Below are 18601 nucleotides of genomic sequence, written 5' to 3'. Positions count from 1 at the left end.
CTCGCCCTCTCCTGCCCCGCATCACCTTTCGGCCCGATGCGACGCAAGCCTTTTCACCCCCACACTATTGATAACGGTCGTTTACGTCTTAGAAAGGGTCAGTTGTCGGCCAAATTGTGAAAGCTGTCGGTCATTTCGGCAGGTTCCGCAGCAGACCAGACCTTTTCCCCCGTCACGATGTCACGGATCTGCCGGATTCCGAACCGGCACGACAGCCTGTCGGCAATCGTCGCCACGGCCAGATCGCCGACATGATCATAGGCGAATCCATAGCGCCCGAAGAACGGCACCGGCCGCAGGCTGGCACACAGAAAGATGAAACGCGCAAAAGGTTTCAGGTGATGTTGTTTCATCAGGTCGCGCAGCGGGTCGCGCCAGCCCTCTGGCGTGCCGGGGACATGGATGCCGATCACCGGCAGCGCCCGGGGGTCCTCCGCCCAGGCGATCTTGCCAAGCGGCACGTCGAGTTCGGCAAGCCGCCGCGCAAGGGGCGTGGCATGGGTGACCGGCCAGAACGGCTGCGCCGGCGGGCGTTCGGCCCCGAAGTCGATCCGAAGCTCGAAGAGCGAAGGATTGTCCAGATCCGACAGCAAGTCGCGCAGTTCAAGCTGTGCCAGCCGCTGACCCATTTGCCGGTTTTCACGGGCCAGCCGGTTCAGAAGCGCGATGTCGGTCGGGCGGCGCATGGTCGGAAACCTCTCCCTAACCGGTCAAACGTAACGCGCGGCGACGGCGCGGATTTCGCGCGCCATCTCGCTACAGCCGAAATGTTCAGGCGGGCGGTGGGTGATCTTTTCTCCACTGCGGACCCTGTCCATGAACCGGGCGACGACATGTTCCTGGTTCTCGGGCGAGCCCACAAGATAGAGATCGCACCACCCCTTTTCGGCGGCATGGGTCGCGCGGGCCACCTGATCGTCAAGCCGGTCATTGTTCGTGGGCGTCATCAGGACAGGCCCGTCATAGCCCAACATGAGCTCGTGGTAGGAATTGTAGCCCGCAGCCGAGATCACGCCATCGAACGCTGGAAGATAACTGCCAAGCGGGTAAAGCTGACGGATCTTCGTGCCCTTTGCGGTTTTCGCAGGCGCGGGCGCCAGCGGCGATTTCGCCCAGATCAGGGTGATCCGCCGACGCGCGGCATGCAGTTCGATCAGGCGCTGCAACTCCTCCCAGTCGCCGAAGGCACCGCCAAGAGAGACAAGGCAATGCCGACCCCGCCCCAGGTCGAGCCGCCGTTTCGCCACGCGCCGCGGATAGGTCGCAAGAAACGGTTTCAGCGTCACGGGGGCCGCATAGTGATAACGCGAAAACCCCTTGAACTGGGCCTGCCTCAGCCGTGTCGGCCCCTGATCGCGCTCGATCGCGATGTCGCCGGGTTCCAGGACGACATCGCAATATTCCTCTGACTCGAGCAGTTGCGCATCCGACTCCGGTTGCAGCATACCGCGCCGGATCCAGGCCACGCCCGCGCGCCCGCATCCGGCCTGCCGCAGCGCATCGATCATGAAAACATCGAAGGTGCCGCCGTCATAGGTAATGACATTCGGCCGGAAATGCCTCAGCGCATCGGCGAATTCCAGCGTCTCCCAGTGCCGCCAGTCGGGGGGATGGGCGCTCAGATGCAGCGCGGTCTGCCGCAGGATCACCTCGAACCCCGCGGCATGGATGATCTCGGCGGCGCGTGAGAAACTCCAGAAGATCACGCGGGCGCCGCACTCCTCCTGCAGGGCCCGGCCGACAGACATCATCCGCGTCACATGCCCAAGCCCGACCCCGTTCGGCACGACCGACAGGATGCAAAGCTGGGATGGCCGGGCACGGGGAAGAACCGGCGCCGCACCGGGAACGCCATTGGCATAACTGACAAGATCGGCAAGGTCGGCATCGTCGGCGTCGGCTGCCCTGAGCCGCGCGAGGCGCCGCAGCCGGACCCAGTTGAAAAACTCTGGATGAACCCGGCGGCTTTCGCGCCGTCCGTCCGGGGTTGCCTGCGAGAATGTCGCGACCTCCTGCCGGCGGTCCAGCGGCAGAACCGGTCGCTCGCCTGCGATCTCGGGAAGGGCGGGCAGTGCATCGACCGCTTGACGGATGATCGAGGAAAGCACCTCGGCCGCCTCTGGCGTCAGGGCTGCAAACCGCCATTGCGTGGGCGCGGCTGTTTCGATCCCGGCCGCAAGCCAGTCGAGCCCCTGCCGCCATGCCGGCAGATCGACCGACGCACCGTGGCGCCGAAGAAGGATCGTGACATCAAGGCCAGAGCGGACAAGCGCCGCGAAATGCGCCAGCGCCCAAGCCTGCGACAGCACGATCAACCGGTCGATGGCCGCCGCATCCGCCAGCGGGTCGTCGATCACGACCAGTTCGGCATTCTGGTCGGACAGGGCGTCTTCCATCAGTTGCATGGCCGGGTCGGTCCAGTCCCCGAACACCCCGATGCGGGTCGTTGCAACGGTCATCTGCCGGGCTCCTTCCCGCGGTAAAGCGCCAAGGCCGCCCCGGCCAGCGCCGCCCGGCCAAAGCCCTTGTGCGCGAACCGGACGCGCGGCGCAGGATCGGCGGCCAGCGCACCGTCAAGCCACTCGGCCAGTGAATCGGCCGCGTCCCCGGGGGCGATGTCGGGCGCCATCAGCAACCCGGCGGCGGGCCCGCGCCGCAGCATCGCCTCCCCCACGCCGCCCACATCGCAGGCCGCGACCGGCAGCCCGCAGGCCTGTGCCTCGATCAGGGTGTTCGGCACGCCTTCGACCCGCGACATCAGCAACAACAGATCCAGCCGACCATAGAGGTCTTCGGGCGCCGTCGTGCCCGTCACGATCTCAAGCTCGGAAAGCCCCAGGTCGCGGGCAAGGGCCCGGGTCTCTGCCTCCAGCGGGCCGGAGCCGAAGATCACGGGGCCACGGGACGGTCAAGCCGACCGGCCAGCGTGGCAACGGTGTGCAGCCACAGACCGGGGCGCTTGTTGGGGGCCAGCCTGAAGATCCCGCCGATCCGGAGCGCATGATCGCTCGCCGGCTGCCGCAGGGCGGGGGTGAAACGCGTCTCGTCCACCGCGTTCTGCAACAGCGCTATCCGCGCCGGCGCGCAGCCGATCCAGCGCGCGTAATCCTCTGCCCCGGCGCGGGCATTGGCCGTCAGGCTGAACTGCCCGGTTGCCGCGTAATCGGCGTAAAGCGCGCGCATCCGGGCAAGGTCGGCGTCGCGGCGGGTGTCGGGGCTCATGTTCCGCATGCTCAGCACGACCCGCTTGATCCCCAGCAGATGCCCGACCAGCCCCGCGGCGAGCGCAGACTTGTCCTGCCAGCCATGCAGCACGTCGGGACGGATCTCGTTGGCCAGATGCCAGAGCGCGCGGGTATCGCCCTGCACCGGCGCAGGCAGGGCCGCGATAAGCCGCTCGGCCTCTGGTGGGACGGTGGTGTTGGCGATCTTGCGCCGGGTCAGATCATGGACCCGCAGGCCGAGGTCCTCCAGTTCGGGCAGGAACCGGTCATGCCCGCGATCATGCGCCAATGTGTAACATGCAACCTCGATGGCCCCGGGGGGCAAGGGGCCCGACGACAGTGCCCGGATCAGTTCCACGAACTGCCGTTCCGCCCCGCCGGCCGCGAGCGAGAAATTCACCATCAACAGCTTTGCAGGCAGCCGCCCCTCACCCGGCCACCCAGCCGGTTTGGGGGGAAGGTTCAGGAAATCGGCCACGGGCACAAGGAAATCGGGCGACCTGATGCGGGCGGAAGCGGCAAAGTTCCGCGGCAGGGGAAGGTTTCCCTGCGCATCGAAACCGCAGGCATCAAGCACCGACTTTGCCCGCTCACTGATCCCCGCCCGTTGTCGGCGGAGCCAATGCACAAGACCGATATAGCCGCCCTCCAGCAGCATGTCGCCGATCTCGACCGACTGGGCACGATCCAGCGGGGCCGCAGGATCACCGCCGGCCGCTGCGTATTCGGCCAGAATCTCGACGACATCGCCCTGCCCCATCAGCATGCCCAGCCGGATCCGCTCGGCCACATCCAGGTCCTCGCCAAGGAGTGCCGCGGCATGTTCCACGGCCTCCTCGCACCGGTCGAGACGGGACAGCGTCTGGATCACCCGCAACAGGGCAGCCTTGCGGTAGGACGCGAACCGGCCAGCCACCCCAAGCCAAAGCGCAATCGCCTCATCGGCCGCGCCGCGCTGGTCCTGAATGCTGGCCGCGCGCATGTCGAGCCGCGGATCATCGGGGAAACGGTCCCGCTCGGCATCGATCCGGGCCAGCGCCCGGTCGAACTCTCCCGAAAACCGCAAGAGATCGATCAGTATCAACAGATCGTCCAGCCGCTGTGGCCGCGTCGTTCCGGCAAGGCGTTTGGCGAATTCCGCATCTGTCCGCACCGGGCCCCCTTCGGCCCGGCGCTTTGCAACCATCAGATGGCAGCGCGCCAGCACCAGACGCGCCTCGATATCCTGCGGATCGCGACCGCAGACATCCTCGATCACGAAGGCCGCGCTGTCGCTGTCGCCCTCCTGCAGGAAATGCGCCGCCTCCTTCAGCGCAACATCGTATGACCGCCAGTTCGCGTCCCACAGCCGCTGTCGCGCGACATGGGCAAGGGTGGCGTTACCCCCATCGTCCGCCTGCCGCGCAAGGTATTCCCACAGCCCGGGATGCGTTTCCGCGTTGCAGCCCGCCCCAACCAGCATAAGCTGCCCCGAAGCAAAGCGGCCGTCGGAACACATCTCGGCGAGTTGCCTGCGAACCGCCGCAAGATCTTGAAGGAACGTGCTTTCCGACATGCCTCACTGCCAAAGCCGGGTTTGCGCGCCACTATGAATCCCACGCTGACCGAAAACAAGCCGGGGCCCGACGCGCCCGCCGACGTCCCGCGGATGATGGGCGAGGCCGACCTGGATCTGATCCGCGCGATGGCGGCGCGGCTGCCGCCGCAGTCCGCCCTGGTCGAGATCGGGCCGTGGTTGGGCGGGGTCAGCCTGATCCTTGCCGACTACGGGCAGTTGCATGTCGTGGACCGCTTCCTGTGGTCCGAAAGCAACGCGGCGGCGTGGCCGGGTCTTGCCGAAATCGGCGCCTCCTTCCGGCCGCTGTTCGAGGCGACTGTCGCGCATCTTGACCCGCCCGTGCAGGTTCACGAAACCGATTGCCGGGATTTCGTCTGGCCTGGGGGCCGTATCGGCCTGTGCCTGATCGATGCACCGCGCAGCGCCTCTGGGCTGCTTCAGTGCCTCGCCGGCGTGGCGGCGGGTCTCGACCCCGAGAGCGTGATCCTCTTCAAGAACGGCCTCAACCCCGGTTACCCCGAACTGCCGGCCCTTCTGGAGGTGCTCCTTGGGAGGGGAGTGCTGGCCCCGGTGGAAACCAAACAAGCGCCCTGGTGCAACATCCTTGCCGCGCGTCCCGGCCCGGAGTGGGAGAGCCTCGCTGAACTCGACATGCAGGACCAGATGATAAGGGAAGAGCCGGTTTCGAACACGGTCCGCGACCCGTGGGGCGGACGGCTTCTCGCGGCGGCCCGGGTCGCTGAACGGGCCGCTTCCGGGGACTGGGCCGGGGCATATGCGCGGGTCGCAGAACTGCCCCTCGACCCCGCCCTTGCCCGCGACTGGGACATCTGTTCGGCCGCCCTGCCCCGGGCAGAAGAGACCGAGATCCTTCTTGCGGTCCTTGCCGAACTGGTCGCCGCACAAACCGACAGCGCGGCCCGGAACCGGTCCCCCTTTCCGATCGATCGCGGCCCCGTTTCGGCCCTGCGCGGCTTCTGGCTGAACGCCGCCGATCACCCATGGCGCACGGCGGATTTCGATGCGGAGTTGATCGTGCGCGCCGCGGAAGGCGGTGCGATGGTCCTGCCAGCAGAGCTTGGCCAGCAACTGTCTGGCCGCACCATCGTGGAGATCGGCACCGGACTGGGGCTCTCGGGCGTCGGCTTCCTGGCGGCGGGGGCGTCGGCCTATCTTGGCGCAGAGCTTGGCCAGATCACCCGCGACATGGTTTCGGCCGATTTCCGCTTGACCGCGTTGGCGTATCTTCCCGCCGCCGAGATCGCGCCGGAACGCCTGGGCCATGCCGACCTTGTCGTGCTGCGTGGGCAAGACCGTCAAGACGAAGCTGTCGGTCCGCTGCTCGACGCGCTGCCCGAAGAAACTGAGATTCTGCTAGCGACGGACGGACCACGAGGCATGCAGATCGAAAGCCTGCCCCGCCGGCCCTGAGACTTGGGTCAGAACGGCTTGCGGGCCAGCCCCCAATGGGCGTCGGGATATTCGCGCACCTGCTCATACCCCAGATGGGTCAGCACGGTGTCCCAGACCAGCCGCACGGGCTTTGACTCCACCTCGTCGGCATCGAATTTCCGCAGCAATTCGGGCTTGGACTGGTAGTGCTTGGACCGGCTCATCGTCCAATCCATATCGTCGAGCAGGAGCAAACCGCCCGGCCGCAGCAGCATGTCGATCAGCAGAACGCCAAATCCGGTCGAGTCCCAGGTGTGTCCACCATCGAAATAGCAGAAGTCGAACAGCGGCCGCTCTGGCGCGCTGATCAGCCGCTGCAATTCCCAAGTGTAGGACCGTTTGCAGAAGATCGGCGTGACCCGCTGTGCAAGACCCGCCTTTTCCAGCAGGTCCTCGATATTCGGGCGATGCCGACGGGCGGAGGCCATATCGAGGGTCAGAAGGCTCCCCTCCTCCCCCTGATCCTCAAGGATCGCTCCGATATAGGCGCTGCTCTTGCCTTGATAAAAGCCGACCTCGATGATCTTCCGCGCGCCTTCCTGCAAGATGAGATCGCGCAGGATTTCCGCCTCGAACTGCCGCATATACGGGATGTCTTGGAACAGTTCGGCCACCAGATCGAACTTGGACATCGGCCTTTTCCTTTTATCGAAGCGTCAACCGGGTATCGCAAATCCCGCCCCGCTGCAACCGGCCCGCGTGGGATCGACCGAACCCCGGTCTTGGCCGCGGGCGTGTGACGCGGCGCGCATGATGATGCGCCGGGGCCACCGGGATGTCGGGTTCCGGTTCGCATCGATCGACACCTCCTCGCCAGCCGGACTCGGACGGCGAACGCCCAAATATTGGGCAAATTGGTCGGCTGTTACCCGGCGCGACCCGCACAGGGCCAGTCAGGCCGGGAAAGTCCTTGCCGGGCTGCGCTGAATTTGTCTCACTCTGGCCAAACGCATCTGAAGCACGTGCAACGGCAATCGAGCCCCAAACCTCCATCCGCGAGGCAAGGGGCTTTTTTCTTTGTGGCAACGCGTCGGGGGAATTTTGACACACGAAACGCCGTACCGGATCGGATTGCTCTTTTCGACGACCGGCCCTTACGCGGCCCTTGGCCGTTCGGCGCTGGATGGCGCCCTGATGGCGGTCGACGAGGTCAATGCCGAAGGACGGGTTTCCCTGTCGCCGGAGCTCCGCGACCCCGAAGGCATCCCGCAGCTATATGAACAATTCACCGATGAATTGGTGGGACACGGCCGAATGCGTCACATCGTCGGCGGTATCACGTCGTGGTCGCGCAAAGACATGATTCCGGTCCTGGAACGGCACGGCGCGATGCTGTGGTATCCCTGTCCCTATGAGGGCTTCGAGTGCAACGATCACGTCGTCTATCTGGGGGCCTGCCCTAATCAGCATCTCGTTCCCCTTGTCGACCATGTGCTGCGGGCGCGCCCGCGCCGCGCCATTCTTGTCGGGTCGAATTATGTCTGGGGATGGGAAACCCTGCGCGTGGCCCGCGAACGGCTTGCCGCGGCCGGCGTCGACATCGCCGCGGAACGCTTCGTACCGCTGGGCGACACCAAGTGCCGGCATCTGATCGACGAAATCGACGTCTGCCGGCCCGACCTGATCGTGAACAGCCTGATCGGACCGTCCAACCACGCCTTCATGAAAGGGGTGGCCGATCTGGGCTGCAACTGTCTGGTCCTGAGCGCCAACCAGACCGAGGCCGATCTGGATGACCTGGGGACAGCGGCCGACGGGATGTTGTCGATCGCGGCGTGGTTTGAGGGGATCGAGACGCCCGAGAACATGGCTTTTCGCGACCGGATCGCGCGGGCTTTCGGGGAGAGCTATCGTGCGTCATGCAACTTCGCGACGGCCTACACCGCTGTACGGCTCCTTGCGGAGGGACTGGCCCGGACCGGCCATGACGAGCCGCGCGCGGTCTTCGACGCGATCGCCGGCCGACCACTGACCACGGTTCTTGGGCCAGCAGAGATCGATCCGGTAACGCGCCATACCAGCCTCGTTCCGCGCATGGCCACAGCCCGTGCCGGGAGCTTTGAAATCATCCATGACAGCGTCGCGCCGGTGGCCCCCGACCCCTACCTGACCCGCGTTCCCCCGCCCGCATCTTCAGGGCGCAAAGCCAATCTCAGGATCGTGTCATGACCGAGCTTTTGGACCTGAATTTCACCGGTCGTCGCGCCGTGGTGCTGCACCCGACCAAGACGGTTCGGCAACGGCTGGTGTCCCGTCTGGAAATCCTTGGGCTGCACACCTGCGGCGACTGGCCCGATCTGCCCGACACGCGAACGGATTTCCTGTTCATCGACATCGATATGGGGCACGACGAGCAACTGCCATGGTCTCCCGGACTTGCACCGATACCAGTTATCGGCGTGATCCGGTCGGAAAGCCCGGGACGACTGGCATGGGCGATGCGCCAGAACCTCGACGCCTTTCTCTCAGAGGCTGCGCCCGAACTGGTCTATTCCGCGCTGGTGATCGCCGCCTCGAAGCATGCCGCACGAGTGCAGCACCGCGCACGCGAAGCCGAGGCCGCCCGCCGCGCCGGAATGCGCGACATCCTGATCCGGGCGGTGATCGCCATCATGTCGTCCCATGGTGTGGACGAGATCGCAGCCCTGAAGAAGCTGCGCACCTTTGCCATGGTCGAACGGGTCGCGCTGGAAGACGCAGCCGAGTTGTACCTGCGCGAGACCGACCGCCACCCACGGGAAGGCCGGGCATGAGCAAGGCGCACCCCACGCAGAGCCGACCATCCACCATCGGCGGTCCAGTCGTGCTGCAACTCTTGCGACGGCCGCGCTCTGCCTTCGCGGTGATCGTGATCGGCACGATGGTGGCCGCGGCGGTCCTGGCGCCATGGATCATGCCCTATGACCCGAATGACCAGATGTTCGACGGTCTCAGCCTTGAGGGCGCGCCGCTGCCGCCGTCTTCGACGTTCTGGCTGGGCACCGACCTGCTGGGACGGGACCTGTTCTCGCGCCTGATCCTCGGCACGCAGACCTCTCTGGTGATCGGGGTGCTTGCCAACGGTATCGCGGTCTTGCTGGGCGCGACCGTCGGCATCACGGCGGGCTATTTCGGCGGATGGCTGGGGGGCGTTCTGATGCGCTTTACCGACCTGATGATGGCCTTCCCGGCGCTTCTTCTGGCGATCGTGCTGGCCGCGATCTTCAAGCCCTCGCTTCTGATCGTGGCGCTGGTGATCGCCATGGTGAACTGGGTGCAGATGGCCCGCGTGATCTATACCGAGACACGCAGCCTTGCACAGAGAGACTTCATCGACGTGCAGCGTGCCATGGGGGCGTCGACGCTGCGGATTCTGGGGCGTCATATCCTGCCGCACCTGGTCTACTCGATCATTGTCTTCGGCACCTTGGGTATCTCGACCACCGTCCTGCTTGAGGCGACGCTGAGCTACCTTGGCGTCGGGGTCCAGCCGCCCACGCCATCCTGGGGCAACATTATTTTCGAGAACCAGACCTATTTCGCGAATGCGCCTTGGCTGGTGTTCTTTCCCGGGCTTGCCATCGTCCTTCTGGCGCTGTCCTTCAACCTTCTCGGGGACGCCCTGCGCGACACGCTCGACCCGCAACTGAAGGGGCGGCTCTGATGTGGGGGTATGTCCTGCGCCGCCTGGGGGAGTCGCTTCTGATCCTTCTGGGTATCAGCGTCGTAACCTTCGCGCTGCTTTATCTCGTGCCCGCCGATCCCGCGCGCCAGATTGCCGGGCGGTCGGCCACGGCAGAAACGGTGGCCAATATCCGCGCCCAGCTTGGCCTCGATCAGCCGTTCCACGTTCAATACGTCCGCTATCTGGGGAACCTCTTGCAGGGCGATCTGGGCCGGTCCTACCTGCAGCGGACAGAAGTTTCGGAACTGATCGCGGCCCGGATGCCGGCCACGCTTCTTCTGATGCTGGCGGCCATCGTGGTGGAGCTGATCCTCGGGCTGACCATCGGCGCCATCGCGGCGCTGAAGCGCAACAGCGCGGTGGACCAGACACTGATGGTCTTCTCCTTCGTCACGATCTCGGCGCCGCAATTCGTCGTCGGGATCCTGCTGCTCTATGTTTTCGCTGTGAAACTCAGTTGGTTCCCCATCGGCGGCTACGGCACCTTTGCCCATCTCGTTTTGCCCGCGGTGACCATCGGGCTTTTGGGCACGGGGTGGTACAGCCGGATGATGCGGTCGTCGATGATCGACGTGCTGGCCCAGGACTATGTCCGCACCGCGCGGGCCAAGGGGCTGGGAAAGCTGCGCATCATCCTGCGCCATGTCGCCCCCAACGCCATTCTGCCCATCATCGCCATGATCGGCATCGATATCGGGCTGTTCATGTCGGGCATCGTGGTGGTGGAATCCGTCTTCGGCTGGCCCGGTATCGGGCAACTGGCCTGGCAGGCGATCCAGCGCGTGGACATCCCCATCATCATGGGGGTCACGCTGGTGTCGGCCTGTTTCATCGTTCTCGGAAACCTGATTGCGGACCTCATCGCGCCGCTGGTGGACCCGCGGATCAAGCTCAAATGACCAAGACCAACAGGAGAGGGTAAAGACCAATGGGAAAGACGCTTGCAACAAGCCTGCTGGCGCTGGCGGTGGCCGCCCCGGCGCTGGCACAGGACTTCACCGACGCCAAGCAGGGCGGGTCGATGATCGTCACCTACAAGGACGACGTCTCCACGCTCGACCCGGCCATCGGCTATGACTGGCAGAACTGGTCGATGATCAAGTCGCTGTTCGACGGGCTGATGGACTACCAGCCCGGCACGACCGAACTGAAAAAGGACCTGGCCGAGGACTACACGATTTCGGACGACGGGATGACCTACACCTTCACGCTGCACAAGGGCGTGACATTCCACAATGGCCGCGAGATGACGGCCGAGGACGTGAAATACTCGCTCGACCGGGTGACGAACCCCAAGACGCTAAGCCCCGGCGCCGGTTTCTTCGGCTCGATCGCGGGCTATGACGCGATGGCCGCGGGCGAGGCCGAAAGCCTGTCAGGCGTGACCGTGATCGACCCCTACACCATCGAGATCAAGCTGTCGCGCCCCGATGCCACCTTCCTGCATGTGATGGCGATCAACTTCTCTTCCGTCGTGCCGAAAGAGGTGGTGGAAGAATACGGGCAGGATTTCGGCAAACACCCGGTCGGCACCGGCGCCTTCTATCTGGAGGACTGGACGCTGGGCCAGAGCCTGACCTTCGCGCGCAACACCGATTACTGGAACGCGGGCGTGCCGAAGCTTGACCAGATCACCTTCGAAATCGGGCTGGAGCCCATCGTGGCGCTATTGCGCCTGCAGCAGGGGCAGGCCGACATTCCCGGCGACGGCATCCCGCCCGCCAAGTTCCTGGAGGTCACGCAGGACCCCGCCTACAAGGATTTCGTGATCGAGGGCGGGCAGCTTCACACCGGCTACATCACGATGAACGTCAACATGGCCCCCTTCGACAACGTGAAGGTCCGGCAGGCCGTGAACATGGCGATCAACAAGGACCGCGCCGTTCGGATCATCAACGGCCGCGCGGTGCCCGCCAATCAGCCGCTGCCGCCGACCATGCCGGGCTATGCGCCGGACTACGAAGGGTACGCCTATGACCCTGCGGCGGCCAAGGCGCTTCTGGCCGAGGCGGGCTTCCCCGACGGGTTCGAGACCGAGCTTTACGTCTACAACACCGACCCAAATCCAAGGATCGCGCAAAGCTTTCAGCAGGATCTGGCGGCCATCGGCATCAAGGCGGAAATCCGCAGCCTCGCCCAGGCCAACGTGATCGCCGCGGGCGGCGAGCCGGATCAGGCACCGATGATCTGGTCGGGCGGCATGGCCTGGATCGCCGATTTCCCCGATCCGTCGAACTTCTACGGACCGATCCTCGGCTGCGACGGCGCGGTGCAGGGTGGCTGGAACTGGTCGTGGTACTGCAACAAGGACCTCGACGCCAAGGCGGTGGAGGCCGACGCAATGGTCGACCCCGCCATGGCCGCGGAGCGTGAAGAGAAATGGCGCGAAATCTACCTCGCCATCATGGAAGACGCGCCTTGGGTGCCGGTCTTCAACGAGCAGCGCTTCACCATGCGCTCCGCCAAGCTGGGCGGCCCGGACGCGATCTTCGTCGACCCGGTGCATGTGCCGGTCAACTACGACTACGTGTATTCGACCGATGTGCAGTAACTGCGGCGGCCACACGATCCACGGCCGGCACCATCACTTCGGGTGGGATCACGCGATCCCGCCCGTCGCCACCGTGGCCCCGGGGGGGCATATGCATTTCGAATGCATCGATGCCTCGGGCGGGCAACTGAACCGGGACAGCACCTCGGCCGATCTGGCGACGCTGTCCTTCGACAAGATCAACCCGGTCACCGGGCCCGTCTATGTGGACGGCGCCCAGCCTGGGGACGTGCTGAAGATCACGATCGAGGCGTTCACCCCCTCGGGCTGGGGCTGGACGGCGAACATACCCGGCTTCGGGCTACTTGCCGACCAGTTCCCGGACGGCGCGCTGCATATCTGGGACTACGACCCCCATGTCACCGCGCCCGCGCTTTACGGCGATGTGGCCCGCGTGCCGTTGAAACCCTTCGCCGGCACCATCGGTCTGGCCCCGGCAGAGGCGGGAACGCATTCGGTCGTGCCGCCGCGGCGCATGGGCGGGAACATGGATATCCGCGACCTGAGCGCGGGCACCACTCTCTACCTGCCGGTCGAGGTCGAGGGGGCGCTTTTCTCGATCGGCGACACCCATGCCGCGCAGGGCGATGGGGAGGTGTGCGGCACGGCCATCGAAAGCCCGATGAACGTCGCGCTGACGCTGGACCTGATCAAGGACCAGCCGTTGGCGTTCCCGCGCTTCACGACAGAGGGGCCGGTCACGCGCCACATCGACAGAAAGGGGTACGAGGTGACGACGGGCATCGGCCCCGACCTGATGACGGGTGCCCGCGATGCGCTGTCGGCGATGATCGACCTGATCTGCACGACCCACAAGATGGACCCGGTGCAGGCCTACATGCTGTGTTCGGTCTGCGGCGACCTCAGGATATCCGAGATCGTGGACATGCCCAACTGGGTCGTCTCGTTCTACCTGCCGCGGGTCGTCTTCGAATGACGGCCACGGCCGAAACCACCGGGCGCGGGGACATGCCGCGCCCGGTTCTGACCGTGGACGGGCTGACCATCGAGGTCGCCACCCCCGACGGCGCCAGGCCCGTGGTCGAGGACCTGGGCTTTACGCTGCACCGGGGCGAAACGCTGTGCCTTGCCGGCGAAAGCGGCTCTGGCAAGTCGATGACCGCGCTGGCGATCATGGGCCTCTTGCCGCGCATGGCGCGGATTGCGACGGGGTCGATCCGTCTGGCCGACGGCACAGAGCTTGCCGGGCGCAGCGATGCCCGGATGCGCGACATCCGGGCCAATCGGGTTTCCATGATCTTCCAGGAACCGATGACCTCGCTGAACCCGGTAATGACCATCGGACGGCAGATTACCGAGGTTCTTCTGGAACACCGCGCCTGTGCGGCGTCCGAGGCGGCCGCACGGGCGCTGGAGCTGCTGCGCGACGTTCAGATCACCGATGCCGAAAGACGGCTGAAGCAATATCCCCATGAATTGTCGGGGGGCATGCGGCAGCGGGTGATGATTGCCATCGCGCTGGCCTGCAAGCCCGAAATCCTGATCGCCGATGAGCCCACCACCGCGCTTGACGTCACCGTTCAGGCCGAGGTTCTGGAATTGATCCGGGCGCTTCAGCGCGAACACGGCACGACGGTTCTGATGATCACGCATGACATGGGCGTCGTGGCCGAAATGGCCAGCCGGGTGGTGGTGATGCGCAATGGCCGTCAGGAAGAGGCCGCGCCGGTGCGTCGGCTTTTCGCAGCCCCGCAGACAGCCTATGCACGCCAGTTGCTGGATGCCGTGCCGCGGCTGGGTCAGGCCCCCGCGCGCCCCAGCCCCGACCGGCGCCGCGACGTGGTCGAGGTGACCGACCTGACCGTCCGCTTTCCGATGCGCGGCGGCGTGCTGAACCGGGTGAAGGCGCAGGTCCATGCCGTCGAAGGGGTCAGCCTGCGGATCAGCCCCGGCGAAACGCTGGCCCTGGTGGGGGAATCGGGCTGCGGCAAGTCGACGATCGGCAAGGCGCTTCTGGGGCTGGTGCCGTGGCAGGGGCATATCCGGGTCGACGGGCAGCACATGGCGGGGCTCAGCCCGCAGGGGCTGAAACCGATCCGGCGCAACATCCAGATGGTGTTCCAGGACCCCGGCGCCTCGCTCGACGCGCGTATGACCGTGGGGCGTCAGGTCGCCGAACCCCTTGTCATTCACGGCCTCGCCGCAGGCAGCGCGCTACAGGATCGGGTGGAGATGCTGTTCCGCCGCGTGGGTCTGACGCCCGAGCAAATGGCACGCTACCCGCATGAATTCTCGGGCGGTCAGCGTCAACGGATCTGCATCGCCCGGGCGCTGGCGCTGGAGCCCAGGATCATTGTCGCCGATGAAAGCGTCTCGGCACTCGACGTATCCGTGCAGGCACAGGTTCTGGACCTGCTGCGTGAATTGCAGGAAGAACGGGGGCTGGCCTATCTGTTCATCAGTCACGACATGGCCGTGATCGATCAGGTTGCCGACCGGGTGGCCGTCATGAACCTGGGCCAGATCGTCGAAACCGGGACACGCGATCAGGTGCTGCGTGCGCCGGCCCATTCCTATACGCGCCGGTTGCTCTCTGCGGTGCCGGTTCCCGACCCCGAACACAGGCGAAGCGCAGTCCTGCCACGTGCGGGCGAGGCCGGCTCACCCGTCCGGCCCCTGGGGCAGGAGCCGCCGCGCCTGCAGATGGTCGAGATCGCGCCCGGACATTGGGCGGCAAAGGAAACGCCCGCCCGGGCCGCATGAGTCAGGAACGGAGATACCGATGACCTGGAAGACCTCCTATCGCTCTTTCTACTATGAAACCGCGCCCGAGCCGGACGATTTTGCCCTGCCGCCCGCCGAGACGGCCCTGTTGGTGATCGACATCCAGAACACCTATCTGGAGCCCAAGGGCACACCCGAGGAAAATGCCCGCTGGCAGCCCTTCTTCGAGCGGATGAACCGAATCGTCATCCCCAATACCCGCGATCTGCAGGATTGGGCGCGCGCGCAGGGGATCGAGGTGATCCATGCCCGCATCGCCTGCCTGAAAGAGGATGGGCGGGACCGGTCGCTCAGCCAAAAAAAGCCTGGCTTCAACTACCTGCTTCTGCCCAAGGACCGCGCCGACAGCCAGATCGTCGATGCCGTCGCCCCCACGGCCGATGAGATCGTCGTGACGAAAACCACGGACAGCGCGCTGACGGGAACGAACCTGCGGATGATCCTGCACAATATGGGTATCAAGAACGTCATCGTGGCCGGTATCTTCACCGATCAGTGCATCTCGTCCAGCGTGCGCAGCCTGGCGGATGAAAGCTTCAACGTGGTGGTGGTCGAGGATTGCTGCGCGGCCGCGACAGAGGCGCTGCACCGTCACGAACTGGAAGTGATCAACATGATCTACTGCCATGTGGTCAGCAGCGCGGAGGTCAAGGCGTTCCCGAGCGCCTGACCGGCCCGCGGCGCGGCAAACGATCCGGTTCGGCGCCCGATCTACCCGCCTGGACTTGAGGATAGGCCGGGCGCGTCTGCCCGTGCGTGGGAACGCGTGGAACGCACGCATTCCTGCCGCCGGGTCACAACACCCCTGCCGCCCGGATGTCCTCCACGGCGAAATCGATCAGGGCGCGGACCTTGCGCGGCAGCACGCGACCCTCAAGGTATACAGCGCTGAGAGGGGCGGAGACCCCGTCGATCCCGTCCATCACCGGGACGAGCCGCCCGGCCTCCAGCGCCTCGTAAAGCGCGAAATGGGGCGCGTAGCAGATACCGGCGCCGCTGGCCGCAAGGTCGACGGCGGCCCGGGCCGAGTTGACCTGAAAACGGCCGTCGACCAGCACAATCCGCTCCTCACCATTCTGCCGAAACACCCAGCGGCGCGGCGCGCGCCGGTTGGTGTCGAGGATGCAGATGTGGCTTTGCAGATCCTCGGGCGTGGCCGGGGCCCCGTGTTGGGCGATGTAGTCCGGGCTTGCCACGGCGATCGAGCGCATCTCGCCCAGTTTCCGGGTCTTGAGGGACAGCATGTCCGACTGACCGATCCGAAAGGCAAGGTCGATCCCGTCGCTAGCCAGATCGACGAACCCGTCATGCAGGCGCAGATCGAAGGTCAGCGCCGGGTTCATCGCCGCGAACCGGGCCAGCATCCCGGCCACGTAGACCTCGCCGAAGGTGACAGGGGCGGAAATCCGGATCAGCCCGGTGAAACCGCGGGATCCTTCCGAAACCTCGGCCAGCAGATCGTCCAACTCATCCAGAAGGGCCGGGGCGCGGGCCAGCAGGTCATCGCCGGCCGAGGTAAGCCCAACCTTCCGGGTGGTGCGCTGGAACAGCCGGACACCAAGCCGCCGTTCCAGTTCCGCCACGTATTTCGAGGTCAGCCGGTTCGACACGCCAAGCTGGTCGGCGGCCGCCGTGAAGGACCCTGTCTTGGCCGTGGCCACGAAAGCCCTGAGTTCATCGACGATGTCCACTGAACGCCAACTGAGAACAAAATGAAGATAGTCATTCAATACTAACGCCATTTTGCGGCTTAATGGCAAGCCTTAGGTTCCGTGTCAGAGAAACCGCGCCTTCGCCCAAACGGCCGGAAGGGCGCCTGACCGGAGACAAGAGATGACCACAGCCTCCCAAACCGCCCATGCCGCCACGCTCCTGCGCGTTTCCAGCGGCGTCCTGTTCCTGGCCCACGGCCTGCTCAAGGTGAACGTCTTCACCGTTGCAGGCACCGTCGGCTATTTCGAAAGCCTCGGCCTGCCCGGTGGACTGGCCTACCTGACCATCGCCGCAGAGTTGATCGGCGGGCTTGCACTGATCCTAGGCGTGGCCACGCGGCCGGTGGCGCTGGCGCTGATCCCGGTTCTGCTGGGCGCGACCTGGGTGCATTCGGGCAATGGCTGGGTGTTCTCGGGCGAAGGCGGCGGCTGGGAATTCCCGGTCTTCTGGATCGTCGCGCAACTGAGCATCGCGCTTCTGGGCGCCGGTGCCTATGCGCTGAACATCCCCGCGCTGGAAAAACGTCTGGGCCGGTTCGCCTGACCGGCCGTCGGCGCCAACGGGCGCCCATCCCCCTCACATCCGCATGCCCACAAGGATCGACCCCATGTATCGCATTACCCTGACCTCTGCCCTTGCACTCGGGCTGGCACTTGGCACTCCCGCGATGGCCCAAGGCGTCAAGGAAAGCCCCTCGACCGTTGACGCCACCTATGTTGCCGAATCCGTGACCGAGGCGCTGGCCCCCGGCGAGAAAATCGAAAACCTCTACACCAAGAACGTCACGCAGGACTACATCCTGCAACGTCTCTCCGACCGGGTGTATTTCTTCCAGAGCCAGTTTTACGGCACCGTCTTCTATGTTGGCGACACCGGCGTTCTGATGTTCGACGCGCTGGAGGGACGCGCCGCGGCGCTTGAGGCCGCGGTGGATGAGGTCACGGATCTGCCGATCACCGCGATCCTTTACAGTCACGACCACGCGGACCACATCGCCGATGCCGCCGCATTGATCGAGGCGAACCCGGGCGTGCGCGTCATCGCGACCGAGGCGACCGCGGAATTGATGGATCGGTTGGGCTCCCACCTGCCGCGGCCGACCGAGGTGATCCCTGCAGACGCGAACAGCGTTGACTTCGAAGGGCTGACGGTACGTGTCGTGCCGTTCAGCGCAGACGCCCATGCCCATGACCACGCGGCCTATGTGCTGGAGGGTACAGGCGTGGTGCATGCACCCGACGTCATCAACCCCGACCAGCCGCCGTTCTGGTCCTTTGCCGGGGCCGAAGGTTACCTGGGCTATCGCGACCTGATCGACCAGATCGATGCGCTCGACTGGGACTATCTCTCCGGTGGGCACGGCAATGTCGGCGCTCGGGCGGACATCGCCTTCTACCGCCAGTTCCTGAACGATCTTGAGGCCGCCGTGGGAGAGGCGCTTGGCAATGTGCCCTGGGGCGCGGGGATCGACGACCCGGCCCGCCTGAACGCGCATACCGCCTATCTGTCGAACTGGATTGCCGAGGTCGGCACCTATGCCACCGACAAGCTTCGCCCGGAATACGGCGACTACTACGGGTTCGAATATGCCACGCCGAAGAACGCGGAACTGGTGGGCATGTACCTCTTCTCCTACCGCTGACGCCCTGGCGCACCGCCCCCCCGGTGCGCCACCCCCCAAACGCCACCGCCCC

General features: G+C 65.4%; 17 protein-coding genes. 11 read left to right on the top strand and 6 right to left on the bottom strand.

The window, feature by feature from the left end:
- Nucleotides 1-98: 98 nt before the first annotated feature.
- Genes RGUI_RS14610 through RGUI_RS14595 form a run of 4 tightly spaced genes read right to left on the bottom strand, consistent with a single transcriptional unit; the run spans nt 99 to nt 4779 of the window.
- Complete coding sequence (locus RGUI_RS14610; protein ID WP_081534256.1) at nt 99-686, bottom strand: hypothetical protein; 588 nt, start codon at nt 684-686, stop codon at nt 99-101.
- Nucleotides 687-710: 24 nt separating this feature from the next.
- The gene (locus RGUI_RS14605; protein WP_081534253.1) at nt 711-2459 is read right to left on the bottom strand and encodes a hypothetical protein; all 1749 of its coding nucleotides are present in this window, start codon (nt 2457-2459) and stop codon (nt 711-713) included.
- Nucleotides 2456-2893, bottom strand: coding sequence for a glycosyltransferase (locus RGUI_RS14600; protein WP_081534251.1), 438 nt, complete (start codon nt 2891-2893; stop codon nt 2456-2458). Before RGUI_RS14600 ends, RGUI_RS14605 begins: the two co-directional genes overlap by 4 nt.
- Nucleotides 2890-4779, bottom strand: coding sequence for a glycosyltransferase (locus RGUI_RS14595; protein WP_081534248.1), 1890 nt, complete (start codon nt 4777-4779; stop codon nt 2890-2892). The genes RGUI_RS14600 and RGUI_RS14595 overlap by 4 nt, the downstream gene beginning before the upstream one ends.
- A gap of 33 nt (nt 4780-4812) precedes the next feature.
- Here RGUI_RS14595 and RGUI_RS14590 point away from each other — a divergent pair, with 33 nt between their 5' ends.
- Nucleotides 4813-6213 carry a hypothetical protein gene (locus RGUI_RS14590; protein WP_081534245.1) on the top strand — a complete coding sequence of 467 codons (1401 nt, stop codon included), beginning with the start codon at nt 4813-4815 and terminating at the stop codon, nt 6211-6213.
- Nucleotides 6214-6221: 8 nt separating this feature from the next.
- Here RGUI_RS14590 and RGUI_RS14585 read toward each other — a convergent pair whose 3' ends face one another.
- Complete coding sequence (locus RGUI_RS14585) at nt 6222-6866, bottom strand: class I SAM-dependent methyltransferase (RefSeq protein WP_081534242.1); 645 nt, start codon at nt 6864-6866, stop codon at nt 6222-6224.
- A 409-nt stretch (nt 6867-7275) separates the two neighbouring features.
- Here RGUI_RS14585 and RGUI_RS14580 point away from each other — a divergent pair, with 409 nt between their 5' ends.
- From RGUI_RS14580 to RGUI_RS14545, 8 genes are read left to right on the top strand one after another with little or no spacing between them, the layout of a single operon-like run.
- On the top strand, nt 7276-8403 hold the full coding sequence (locus RGUI_RS14580; RefSeq protein WP_172841157.1) for a transporter substrate-binding protein: 1128 nt from the start codon (nt 7276-7278) through the stop codon (nt 8401-8403).
- Entirely contained in the window at nt 8400-8987 is a 588-nt protein-coding gene (locus RGUI_RS14575) for a hypothetical protein (protein ID WP_081534236.1), read from the top strand. The genes RGUI_RS14580 and RGUI_RS14575 overlap by 4 nt, the downstream gene beginning before the upstream one ends.
- Nucleotides 8984-9877, top strand: coding sequence for an ABC transporter permease (locus tag RGUI_RS14570; protein WP_081534233.1), 894 nt, complete (start codon nt 8984-8986; stop codon nt 9875-9877). Before RGUI_RS14575 ends, RGUI_RS14570 begins: the two co-directional genes overlap by 4 nt.
- Nucleotides 9877-10797, top strand: coding sequence for an ABC transporter permease (locus tag RGUI_RS14565; protein ID WP_081534231.1), 921 nt, complete (start codon nt 9877-9879; stop codon nt 10795-10797). The genes RGUI_RS14570 and RGUI_RS14565 overlap by 1 nt, the downstream gene beginning before the upstream one ends.
- A 29-nt stretch (nt 10798-10826) precedes the next feature.
- Nucleotides 10827-12449, top strand: coding sequence for an ABC transporter substrate-binding protein (locus tag RGUI_RS14560; protein WP_081534228.1), 1623 nt, complete (start codon nt 10827-10829; stop codon nt 12447-12449).
- Nucleotides 12439-13386: an acetamidase/formamidase family protein gene (locus tag RGUI_RS14555; protein WP_081534226.1), complete on the top strand. Its 948-nt coding sequence runs from the start codon at nt 12439-12441 to the stop codon at nt 13384-13386. The genes RGUI_RS14560 and RGUI_RS14555 overlap by 11 nt, the downstream gene beginning before the upstream one ends.
- Nucleotides 13383-15173 carry an ABC transporter ATP-binding protein gene (locus tag RGUI_RS14550; RefSeq protein WP_081534223.1) on the top strand — a complete coding sequence of 597 codons (1791 nt, stop codon included), beginning with the start codon at nt 13383-13385 and terminating at the stop codon, nt 15171-15173. The genes RGUI_RS14555 and RGUI_RS14550 overlap by 4 nt, the downstream gene beginning before the upstream one ends.
- A 19-nt stretch (nt 15174-15192) precedes the next feature.
- Complete coding sequence (locus RGUI_RS14545; protein ID WP_081534220.1) at nt 15193-15864, top strand: cysteine hydrolase family protein; 672 nt, start codon at nt 15193-15195, stop codon at nt 15862-15864.
- A 124-nt stretch (nt 15865-15988) separates the two neighbouring features.
- Here the strand turns inward: RGUI_RS14545 and RGUI_RS14540 are convergent, their stop codons facing one another.
- Entirely contained in the window at nt 15989-16885 is an 897-nt protein-coding gene (locus tag RGUI_RS14540) for a LysR family transcriptional regulator (protein WP_081534217.1), read from the bottom strand.
- Nucleotides 16886-17027: 142 nt separating this feature from the next.
- Between RGUI_RS14540 and RGUI_RS14535 the strand changes: the two genes are divergently transcribed.
- Nucleotides 17028-17450, top strand: coding sequence for a DoxX family protein (locus RGUI_RS14535; protein WP_081534214.1), 423 nt, complete (start codon nt 17028-17030; stop codon nt 17448-17450).
- Nucleotides 17451-17514: 64 nt separating this feature from the next.
- Nucleotides 17515-18549, top strand: coding sequence for an MBL fold metallo-hydrolase (locus tag RGUI_RS14530; RefSeq protein ID WP_172841156.1), 1035 nt, complete (start codon nt 17515-17517; stop codon nt 18547-18549).
- Nucleotides 18550-18601: the final 52 nt, after the last annotated feature.

Origin of the sequence: Rhodovulum sp. P5 (genome assembly GCF_002079305.1) — a bacterium.
GTDB lineage: Bacteria > Pseudomonadota > Alphaproteobacteria > Rhodobacterales > Rhodobacteraceae > Rhodovulum.
This window is presented reverse-complemented; position numbering and strand designations above follow the sequence as displayed.

Bases quoted from the DNA above. Each gene is read 5' to 3' on its own strand.
- RGUI_RS14610 (WP_081534256.1), bottom strand. From the start codon at position 686: ATGCGCCGCCCGACCGACATCGCGCTTCTGAACCGGCTGGCCCGTGAA.
- RGUI_RS14605 (WP_081534253.1), bottom strand. From the start codon at position 2,459: ATGACCGTTGCAACGACCCGCATCGGGGTGTTCGGGGACTGGACCGAC.
- RGUI_RS14595 (WP_081534248.1), bottom strand. From the start codon at position 4,779: ATGTCGGAAAGCACGTTCCTTCAAGATCTTGCGGCGGTTCGCAGGCAA.
- RGUI_RS14590 (WP_081534245.1), top strand. From the start codon at position 4,813: ATGAATCCCACGCTGACCGAAAACAAGCCGGGGCCCGACGCGCCCGCC.
- RGUI_RS14585 (WP_081534242.1), bottom strand. From the start codon at position 6,866: ATGTCCAAGTTCGATCTGGTGGCCGAACTGTTCCAAGACATCCCGTAT.
- RGUI_RS14575 (WP_081534236.1), top strand. From the start codon at position 8,400: ATGACCGAGCTTTTGGACCTGAATTTCACCGGTCGTCGCGCCGTGGTG.
- RGUI_RS14570 (WP_081534233.1), top strand. From the start codon at position 8,984: ATGAGCAAGGCGCACCCCACGCAGAGCCGACCATCCACCATCGGCGGT.
- RGUI_RS14565 (WP_081534231.1), top strand. From the start codon at position 9,877: ATGTGGGGGTATGTCCTGCGCCGCCTGGGGGAGTCGCTTCTGATCCTT.
- RGUI_RS14560 (WP_081534228.1), top strand. From the start codon at position 10,827: ATGGGAAAGACGCTTGCAACAAGCCTGCTGGCGCTGGCGGTGGCCGCC.
- RGUI_RS14555 (WP_081534226.1), top strand. From the start codon at position 12,439: ATGTGCAGTAACTGCGGCGGCCACACGATCCACGGCCGGCACCATCAC.
- RGUI_RS14550 (WP_081534223.1), top strand. From the start codon at position 13,383: ATGACGGCCACGGCCGAAACCACCGGGCGCGGGGACATGCCGCGCCCG.
- RGUI_RS14545 (WP_081534220.1), top strand. From the start codon at position 15,193: ATGACCTGGAAGACCTCCTATCGCTCTTTCTACTATGAAACCGCGCCC.
- RGUI_RS14535 (WP_081534214.1), top strand. From the start codon at position 17,028: ATGACCACAGCCTCCCAAACCGCCCATGCCGCCACGCTCCTGCGCGTT.
- RGUI_RS14530 (WP_172841156.1), top strand. From the start codon at position 17,515: ATGTATCGCATTACCCTGACCTCTGCCCTTGCACTCGGGCTGGCACTT.